This window comes from Dendronalium sp. ChiSLP03b (assembly GCF_034531165.2).
In the GTDB taxonomy this organism is placed as follows: Bacteria; Cyanobacteriota; Cyanobacteriia; order Cyanobacteriales; family Nostocaceae; genus Dendronalium; species Dendronalium minutum.
In genome coordinates, this window is record NZ_JAVRBR020000017.1 from 41,310 (window position 1) to 51,179 (window position 9,870).

The window sequence follows — 9,870 nt, forward strand, 5'->3', positions numbered from 1 at the left end:
GATATTTTGTAGATTAGAAAACAATCGAGAAGAACTAGAAGAAGCAAGCGATAAGTAGCTGAAGATCTTCTTCATTGAGGTCGCCCGTAATGGGCCCGACCCTGGCCATCAAGGGTGTCAAGCACTAAAACTTGCTGTCCGTATTCATTTGTCTCAACAGACCACCCGTAGGTTTCAGGCTTTGCCGTATTGTTGCTGGAGTAGGTGCGTCCAGAGTTGCAGATTTGCCCCTTGGATGTGCTGTCAGTGGGCTGGAAGGTGAGCTGCCGATCCTCGACTTGAACTTTGCCTTTTTCCTCTATGAAGAGGTTTGAGGCACAATTGTATGTGTTGATCTGAATCAGCCTCCTTCTCTGGTAGTCGCCGTTAGCAGCAACCTGGAAGCGATCGCTAGAGCCGTTGGGAGCTGCCGACTGCCCTGTATATTGGTCTTGGTATTGGATAGATGAGATTCGGCCGTATTGCCACTCGCCTTGGAGTACAGCAGGTATCACTATGCCATTGTTCTCTGCTTGACTCGTGCTAGAGTAAAAAACAACGCTAGCGCTAAGAGTTAGGCTCAGGGCACTAGAAGCAAAAAGACGAGCAGCTTTTGGTATGGAGTGAAGTTGTTGGCTTGTCATGTTTAACTACCTATATTTGATTTTTGAGAAATGCAAGTATATATCGGCTTAAACGTTTTATAACGCTTAATTTGTGTGTCTATATGCTGTGTTTGTTTATGGTTTTCAGCTAAAGTTTTGATTTGATGTTTTTAAATTAAAGAACAATCGGGGAGAACTAGAGGAGGTAATACTAATTCGTAATTCGTAATTCGTAATTCGTAATTCGTAGGGCGCTGCGGCCTTGCACCTCTACTTGATATAGGCGATTTCCCAATTGGGGATAATTGAGGTAATTGACATTTTGTAATAATTGATTATTAAAAGATTAAACTAACGTTACAATTGCTAAGAATAATGAGTAGCCTATTCTGGCTCAAGCTGATATTGTGATGCCTAACCAGTCGCTCCAATCGCCCAAAGCAGACATTTTGGTAATTGATGATACGCCAGAAAATCTGAACCTTCTATCTGCTATGTTGACGGAACAAGGATATAAAGTTCGGAGTGTAACCAAAGGGTCTACAGGGTTGCGAGGAGCAAATGCTGCTCCTCCCGATCTGATTTTGTTGGATGTGAATATGCCGGAGATGAATGGCTATGTAGTTTGCCAACACCTGAAGGCAAACGATCGCACCCGCGAAATCCCGGTGATTTTTATCAGTGCTTTGGGTGATGTGTTGGATAAGGTGAAAGCGTTTGCAGTTGGCGGAGTGGACTACATTACTAAGCCTTTTCATCTAGAAGAAGTTCTAGCACGAATTGACAATCACTTAACAATTCGCAAACTGCAAAAACAACTCCAAGCGCAAAATGAACGCTTGCAACAGGAAATTCACGATCGCGCCAAGGCAGAAGAGAAGTTTACCAAAGCTTTTCGGTCTAGTCCCAATCCGATTGCGATCGCCACTGTCACTGAAGCACGCTTTATTGATGTCAATCCCAGCTTTTTAAGAATGAGCGGCTATCTTCTAGATGAAGTAGTTGGACATACCATTACTGAATTAGATTTGGGTAAAGATGTAGGAGCGATCGCTAAGACAATTCAACTTTTGCTGGATACTGGCTCATTACACAATCAGGAATTTGAATTCTCCACCAAGTTTGGAGAGGTTAAAACCATACTGCTATCCATCGAATTGATTGACTTATCAGGGGTGCAGTGTGCTTTATTAATTGCCAACGATATTACCGAACGCAAACGTTTAGAAAACGAGTTTATTTCTCTGGTCAGTCACGAATTACGTACACCATTAACCTCCACAATGGGAGCTTTGGATTTGTTGGGTGCAGGACAATTAGGAAATCTCACCCCACAGGGACAAAAATTTTTGAGTATTGCTACCACTAATACTGAACGCTTGATCCGTTTGGTAAACGATATTCTCGATTTAGAGCGGATGAAATCGGGCAAAATCTTCATGCGTAAGGTAAACTGCAATGCTGCTGAATTGCTAATTACAGCAACGGAAGCAATGCAAGCAATGGCAGAAAAATCACAAGTTAAGCTGATTGTCAATCCTCTCGATATTCAACTTTGGGCAGACCCCGACCGCTTACTGCAAACTCTGACCAACTTACTGAGCAACGCCATTAAGTTTTCAGCACCAGGCGATACTGTTAGGATCGGTGCTACACTCCCAGACTACGAGAGCGACAAGTCAAAAGAAAATGAGCCTGCAACAACCGACTACCTGCTGATTACTATCCAAGATGAAGGGCGAGGAATTCCTGAAGATAAATTACAGCTTATTTTCGAGCGCTTTCAGCAGGTAGATGCATCCGACTCCCGCAACAAAGGAGGAACGGGTTTAGGACTAGCCATTTGTCGGAATATCGTGCAGCAACATGACGGAAAAATTTGGGTTCAGAGTATTTTGGGAGAGGGTAGCACGTTCTATGTGCTATTACCTTTAGCATCCTTCAAATAGCAGCTTCTATCTGGTTAATTCTGCTCCAAATTTTGGCGATCGCGTTCTAGAATAACTCAAGAGCGATCCAGCTAATCAGCATCACATATGATGCACCGATGTCACTATGAGTAGAAATATTTTAATTGTTGATGATGAAGAAGACGTACAGGCGATCGCAAAATTGGGATTAGAAATGGGTGCTGGTTGGAATGTGTTGACAGCCAGTTCTGGTCAAGAAGCCCTACATGTAGCAGCCAATCGCCAACCAGATGTCATCCTACTAGATATGATGATGCCTGATATGGATGGGCGTGCAACCCTGCAACAACTGAAAGCTAACCCCGCCACGAAGACAATTCCAGTAATTTTATTAACAGCCAAAGTCCAGGAATCGGATCGAGAAAGTTTTACTTATTTAGATGTCGCTGCTGTTTTTGCCAAGCCTTTCCGTCCTTTGAAACTGGCAGAGCAAATTAGTGAAGCATTGGGCTGGGGGTGAGGGGAGGCAGGGGGGATGAGGGAGACAAGGGAAAGAATAATAACTCTTGCCTTCTGCCTTCTGCCTCCTGCCTCTTAACTTTTACAGCGCACAACTCAACTCGCCAGCTTTTTGGGTAAAGCGGTGGTTTTCCCGATAGTCTACTGGACAATCAATTACGGCAGGCACATCTTGAGCAAGAGCTTCTTTAAGTATGGGTATCAAGTCAAGTGTAGATTCAACTCGATAACCTTTTAAACCCATGCTTTCTGCTAATTTGACAAAATCTGGATTGCCAAAATGTACAAATGATGAATTGCCTTTACCAAAATGATTTTCTTGCTTCCACTCAATTAATCCATAGCCACCATCATTAAAAATGATGGTGACAAACGGAGTTCCAACACGTAAAGCAGTTTCTAATTCCTGGCAATTCATCATAAAACCGCCATCACCACTCACTGCTACGACTTTGCGGTTGGGATAAACTAGTTTGGCTGCTAAAGCCCCAGGAATAGCAATACCCATAGCTGCAAAACCATTGGAAATAATGCAAGTATTGGGACTATGACAGTGATAATGACGGGCCATCCACATTTTATGTGCGCCCACATCAGAGATGACGATATCATCTGGCCCCATCACTTGTCGCAAGTCATAAATTAACTTTTGTGGCTTAACAGGGAAACCTTCATCGTGGGCGTACTGTTCGTAATCAGCACGAATATCTCCGCGTAAACTGATAGCAAAAGGATTAGGTTTACCCTGACGGTCTGCCAATTTTAAGATTTCATAGAGGGAATCAGTAATATCTCCTACTACTTCTGCGTAGGGAATATAACTGCTATCAATTTCTGCCGCATTTAATCCAATATGTACTATTGGAATTTTGCCATCAGGATTCCATTTTTTTGGAGAAAACTCTATCAAATCATAGCCAATAGCAATTACTAAATCTGTATTGTCAAAGCCACAGGTAATAAAATCTCTTTGCTGTAATCCCACTGACCACAAAGCTAAATGATGAGTGTAAGGAATTACGCCTTTGCCCATAAAAGTATTAGCAACCGGAATATTCATCTGGGTAGCAAATTGCGTTACTGCATCACTTGCTTGAGCGCGAATTGCCCCATTTCCTACTAAGATTAATGGGTTAACTGCTTGAGAAATGGCAGCGGCGGCTGCCCGAATGCTGGCAAAAGATGCATAGGTTTTTTCGATATTGTCCTTACGCAAAGGTTTGCCCACTACAGGCATGGCAGCAATATTTTCTGGTAAATCGATGTGAACTGCACCAGGTTTTTCGCTTTGCGATCGCTTAAATGCTTTTCGCACAACTTCTGGTGTAATACTCGGTCTGACAATCTGTTTATTCCACTTGGTCACAGGTGCAAACATTGCCACCAAATCCAAATATTGATGGGATTCGATGTGCATTCTATCTGTTCCCACTTGACCGGTAATCGCCACCAAAGGCGCACCATCAAGGTTAGCATCTGCTACCCCAGTCATCAAGTTTGTCGCCCCAGGGCCAAGAGTAGAAAGACAGACTCCGGCTTTTCCTGTTAAGCGACCGTAGACATCCGCCATGAATGCAGCACCCTGTTCATGACGAGTAGTAATAAATTTTATGGAAGAATGTTTAAGTGCTTCTAAAACGTGCAGATTTTCTTCGCCAGGGAGTCCAAAAACATATTGCACTCCTTCATTTTCTAGGCACTGCACCAAAAGTTCAGCTGTATTCATTTGATTTCCTTACTAGCGACTATATTAAGTTAGGAGTTGTGAGTTATTAGCGAGGAGTTTTTATTTCTAACTCCTAACTCCTGTACAGACGCGATTAATCGCGTCTCTACTCCTAACTCCTAACTTTTCGATCACTTCACCCACACAGTCTTAACATTGACGAACTCATGTATACCCTGAATACTCAATTCTCTGCCATAGCCAGAACGTTTGATGCCGCCAAAGGGTAAGCGGGGGTCGGATTTAACCATGCCGTTGATAAATACGGCACCGGCTTCGATTTCTTCAACTAAGCGATCGCGTTCTTGGTCGTTGGTTGTCCAGGCACTTGCACCTAAGCCAAAGGGTGTAGCATTAGCGAGTTTAATAGCAGCATCGATATCGGGAACACGAAATAATAACGCCACCGGGCCAAAAAATTCTTCTTGGGCAATTGGTGTGTCGGGAGGGATATCTATGATAATGGTTGGCGGATAAAAGTTTCCAGGATGATTTGCTAAAGAATGTCCACCAGTGAGAACTTTACCCCCACTTTTGACAGCGACTTGCACTTGCTGGTCTAAATCTTCGAGGATACCGGGAGTTGCCAAGGGGCCGAGGTCGGTATCTGGTTCCATAGGATCGCCAATTTTTAGCGCCTTGAATTTTTCGAGTAGCAATTTTTCAAATTTATCGGCGATCGCTTCTGCTACAATAAATCGTTTCGCTGCTATACAAGATTGCCCGTTATTCAACATTCGTGCTGTAGTAGCTGTGACAACTGCCGCTTCTAAATCAGCACTTGCTAACACGATAAATGGGTCACTTCCTCCTAATTCCAAAACGGTTTTTTTAAGTTGTTTGCCAGCAGCAGCAGCCAGGGATGCGCCTGCTGGTTCGCTTCCGGTCAAGGTAGCAGCTTTTACTCGGTCATCAGCCATTAGATCGGCAACTTTGGCAGCACCTATCAACAGCGTTTGAAAAACACCTTGGGGAAAACCTGCCCGTTGAAAAATATCTTCAATTGCCAGGGCACATTGCGGCACGTTGGAAGCATGTTTGAGTAAACCAACATTGCCTGCCATCAGTGCTGGTGCAGCAAAGCGAAACACTTGCCAAAAAGGGAAATTCCACGGCATGACTGCGAGAATCACACCTAATGGTTGGTAGCGAACAAAACTATGATTTGCATCAGTGTTGACGGTGACATCAGCCAAAAATTCAGCGGCATGTTCGGCGTAGTAGCGACAGACGAAGGCACATTTTTCTACTTCTGAAACTGCCGCCTTGAACGGCTTACCCATTTCTAAAGTCATTACTTTAGCAAAGTCTGCTTTTTCTTGCTCTAAAATTTCCGCAGCTTTTGAAAGCCAGTGCGATCGCTTTTGGAAATTAGTCTTGCGGTACTGTTCAAAAGCCTGACCTGCCAAATCTAGTTTAGCGGCAATTTCTGCGTCGTTGAGCGGCTCAAAGGTTTTGAGCGTTTCCCCAGTGGCGGGATTAATGGTGGCGATAGCCATTACCTGACCTCCCGTTAAAAAGTAGCTTGAAGTAGCTTCCTAGTGTTACACATATCAATTAGGGAAGCCACCACCCAAATTTTAGTCTTTCAGCCAAAAATTAGCTGCCCAATATTACAATTTCGCAACTTAAATTGAATAAAAGTATACCAATCAACAGGTATTAATATGGGTGAATTAGCAGAATTGAATTATGGAAACAATACCACCAATTGAGAACAGCAGCTTAAATTTCACAATCTCGTGCTATTACCTAAAAAGACTTAGATACTGAGTAGGAATTATCGGTAAAATTCCCAGTGTTGCTAAAATAATTGCAGTACGTATTAGAGCTAACTTTAACGATATCAACAAACAGAGGAATTATACCAATTCTCTAAAATCCAGCAACAAATTCAAACCCACAAACCCAAATTATATCTGACTTTATTAATTACGAATTACGAATTGGAATTAAGCCATGACTCAAGCCTTACGCAAACTAGTTACATTCGATGAATTCGTTGCTAAATATCCAGATAACACGGGAAAACGTTACGAATTATATAATGGAGTAGTAATCGAAATGCCACCACCTACGGGCGACCATGAAGAGGTAGTTGGATTTTTAGCCACAAAAATCACTTTAGAATATAGTCGCTTAAATCTTCGTTATTTCATCCCAAAAACAGTATTAGTCAAACCACTTGAAAACGAATCAGCTTACTCGCCAGATGTGCTGATACTCAATCTTCCTAATTTAGTTAACGAACCTCTGTGGAAAAAAGAATCCACTGTTACTCAAGCAGCATCAATTCCCTTGATAGTTGAGGTAGTGAGTACAAACTGGAGAGATGATTATCTAAAAAAATACGCTGACTATGAAGAAATGGGAATTCCTGAATACTGGATCGTAGATTATACTGCATTGGGCGGTAGGGAATTTATTGGCAATCCCAAACGACCTACTGTTTCGGTTTGCTGTTTAGAAGAAGGGGAGTATCGCATTAGTAAATTTCGAGGAGATGACCGTATCCAGTCGGCAACTTTTCCAGAGTTTAATTTGACGGCAGAGCAAATTTTTAGTGCTGGCACGGTTAGCTAATGCATAATCAGCGTTGATACTTGATGCAATTTCGTTTGATAAACCTTCACAGATCGATCGATTCCTTTGAAACGATAATCCCCCATTTCTCGGAAATCTGAGGGTTGTGAAAGCATTGTATGGGTGGCTTCACTAATGACGCATTCACCAGGGGGACAAACTGCTTCCATACGAGCAGCAAGATTAATCGTAGCTCCTAGTGCAGTATAGTCTACCCTTTGAGAGCTACCAACATCTCCTACGACAGCCTTACCACTATTAATGGCAATGCGTAATTGTAGGGGTTCTTGCCAAAAACCATTGGCATTCAGACATTCGAGACGGGTGAGCATTCCTTTAGCAGCGGTGGTGGCGCGATCGGCATGATCTATTTGCAGTTCGGGAGCGCCAAAAAATGCCATAATACAGTCGCCAATATATTTATCTAAAGTGCCGCCACAGGCAAACACTTCTTGCAACATCTCTTCAAATAAATTATTCAATAATTGGGCGATCGCAGTTGGTGTTAACCGTTCAGAAATTGCTGTAAAGCCAACCAAATCTGCAAACAAAATGCTGATTTCACTTTCTGCGGGGGCTAAACGACCATCTGGCAAACCACCTACAGCTATTAACTGCTGGACAACAGATGGAGAATGATACCTTTCTAGGCGATGACGAATCACCTCTTCAGTTTTGAGTTTCTCTGCCAGCAGCCAACGTTGAACGCTAGAAGCCACCAGATTTGCTAAAGCTGAAAAAAAGCTGAGTTCTTCCTCACCCTCATTTTCCCAATGGGCAGAAGAAAGATGGGCATCGGCATAAAGAACACCGACAACTTTATTTTCATCCCATAAAGGTACGGCCATGGCGCTGCGAATGCCTTTGACTAAAATACTGTGTTCTCCAGCAAATCGTTCATCTTTATGGGTATCAGCTGTTTGAATGGCAACTTTTTCCTCAAATACCTTTTGACAGATACTACGACTAATCCAATTGCCATCAGCTGCTAAATATTTCTGTTCAAAAATGTTTCTCGTACCAGCATTCACCAACTCCAGATGACCGCCTCCATTGACATCAATTAATAATGCCAAGCGGTCAATACTATCGAGGTAACGAAAAACAACTTCTTGCACCTGAGAGAAAATTTCTTCTATGGATGCTGCTGCACAGAGATTTTTAGCGATATCTACCAAATCTTTAAGACGTGCGATCGTTTTATCTTTATTACTGGTTTCGCCATCCTTGCTATCGGCCGCTATCCATTGCTGTTGTAGTTGTTTGACATTGCGAAAAATCGTTCTTTGCTCAGAAACTGCCGCAGCTTCTGTATACTTAGTCATTACCTGTGTACTAGGATTGGCAAACTGCACTACCAAGTTCACATTCCCTAGCCAAATAATATCGCCCTGATGTAACTTCTGGACACTGGTCACAAGATTTTGATTGACTTGCGTCCCGTTTTTACTACCTAAATCCTCAATAGTCCATACACCATCAGCCGTTTTCACCAGCCTGGCGTGTTGGCGGGAAACTCCTCCAAAAGGTAGATATAAGTCACATTCTGGCAGACGACCGATCGTGAATTCATCTTTATTCACGGACACCGTTGATTCGGTATCTCCCTGTTGTAAGCGTAATGTGAGTTCTGTCATGAGTATGATATGTCTATCCTGGGGGCTGGGGATGCAAGCATTTTTAGGGTAAAGGATACGCTAAGGGTTAAGCTTTATCCTTTCTTTATGGCACTGCTAACGGCATTACGACAACTGCATGTAGTAAATATCACCCATAAATTATATACAAGTATTAAAGAAGCGATCTTAAAGCGAAGAATGGTGGATATCCCTCAAAAATAAGAATTTTTGCTGCAAAAACAATCCATGATAATTTCTGAGAAGATAGGTGGCATAGTTACTTAAATAATAAAATGTATATTCAATTACATAAAATTTGGATTAAGTAAAACTAAAAGTAGTTAATTGTCTAAAACTATACTCAGTATGTTTTTGAAACAGTTTTATAAAGTTTTTATGAACTCGATAGTACCCTCAAGGGTACTTTTGATTATAAATTTTTAAACCTAAAATTCAGCAATGTAACTGACACGATTTTCCAGTTTAGCATTATTTAACTTAACTAGATTCAGCTAATTTATATTGGTTACTAACTATAAAAATAAACAGTTTTTTTAAACATTATGCTGATATCAACTGAGCCTAAATTTATCTATTATCCAATTAGTGTTAATTCTAATGTTGAAACAATAAAACTATTTGAAAATAAAGATCCGAGATTTGATGGTGCGATTAATGGGGGAAGTCCTTCATTAGTGTCTAGTGATGACAAACCTTATGACGCAGGTTTTAAATTTAAATCTTCCCAAGCGGGTAAAATTAAAGCTTTGAGGTGTTGGATATCTTCCCAAGATAATATCAACCAACCTCATAAAGCAAGACTTTGGGATGCTGAAACAAAACAGAAATTAGCTGAAGTGACATTCACTAATATCGTTGGTGATGCTTGGAATGAAGCAACCTTAAATCCACCTATTGAGATTCAACCT

The 9,870-nt window shown here is 41.8% G+C and carries 8 protein-coding genes; 4 read left to right on the plus strand and 4 right to left on the minus strand.

Translation table 11 applies throughout. The annotated features are described in order from the left end of the window. Positions 1–71: 71 nt before the first annotated feature. Complete coding sequence (locus RMY31_RS04615) at positions 72–623, minus strand: hypothetical protein (RefSeq protein WP_322658166.1); 552 nt, start codon at positions 621–623, stop codon at positions 72–74. Positions 624–994: 371 nt separating this feature from the next. Between RMY31_RS04615 and RMY31_RS04620 the strand changes: the two genes are divergently transcribed. Together RMY31_RS04620 and RMY31_RS04625 are read left to right on the plus strand one after the other, a co-directional pair. Next, a complete protein-coding gene (locus tag RMY31_RS04620) occupies positions 995–2,533 on the plus strand; it encodes an ATP-binding protein (RefSeq protein ID WP_322658165.1) in 1,539 nt (512 codons plus the stop codon). A 106-nt stretch (positions 2,534–2,639) separates the two neighbouring features. Continuing rightward, positions 2,640–3,014 carry a response regulator gene (locus RMY31_RS04625; protein WP_322658163.1) on the plus strand — a complete coding sequence of 125 codons (375 nt, stop codon included), beginning with the start codon at positions 2,640–2,642 and terminating at the stop codon, positions 3,012–3,014. Positions 3,015–3,095: 81 nt separating this feature from the next. Here RMY31_RS04625 and RMY31_RS04630 read toward each other — a convergent pair whose 3' ends face one another. Together RMY31_RS04630 and RMY31_RS04635 are read right to left on the minus strand one after the other, a co-directional pair. Then, a complete protein-coding gene (locus tag RMY31_RS04630) occupies positions 3,096–4,739 on the minus strand; it encodes an acetolactate synthase large subunit (protein ID WP_322658162.1) in 1,644 nt (547 codons plus the stop codon). A 131-nt stretch (positions 4,740–4,870) separates the two neighbouring features. Continuing rightward, positions 4,871–6,238: an NAD-dependent succinate-semialdehyde dehydrogenase gene (locus RMY31_RS04635; protein ID WP_322658161.1), complete on the minus strand. Its 1,368-nt coding sequence runs from the start codon at positions 6,236–6,238 to the stop codon at positions 4,871–4,873. Positions 6,239–6,698: 460 nt separating this feature from the next. Between RMY31_RS04635 and RMY31_RS04640 the strand changes: the two genes are divergently transcribed. Next, on the plus strand, positions 6,699–7,322 hold the full coding sequence (locus RMY31_RS04640; RefSeq protein ID WP_322658160.1) for a Uma2 family endonuclease: 624 nt from the start codon (positions 6,699–6,701) through the stop codon (positions 7,320–7,322). Here RMY31_RS04640 and RMY31_RS04645 read toward each other — a convergent pair. Continuing rightward, entirely contained in the window at positions 7,319–8,959 is a 1,641-nt protein-coding gene (locus RMY31_RS04645) for an adenylate/guanylate cyclase domain-containing protein (protein ID WP_322658159.1), read from the minus strand. The two genes, RMY31_RS04640 and RMY31_RS04645, sit on opposite strands and share 4 nt — an antisense overlap. 545 nt (positions 8,960–9,504) lie before the next feature. Between RMY31_RS04645 and RMY31_RS04650 the strand changes: the two genes are divergently transcribed. Next, a partial coding sequence (locus RMY31_RS04650; protein WP_409877330.1) for a DUF4082 domain-containing protein occupies positions 9,505–9,870 on the plus strand: 366 nt, incomplete at its 3' end.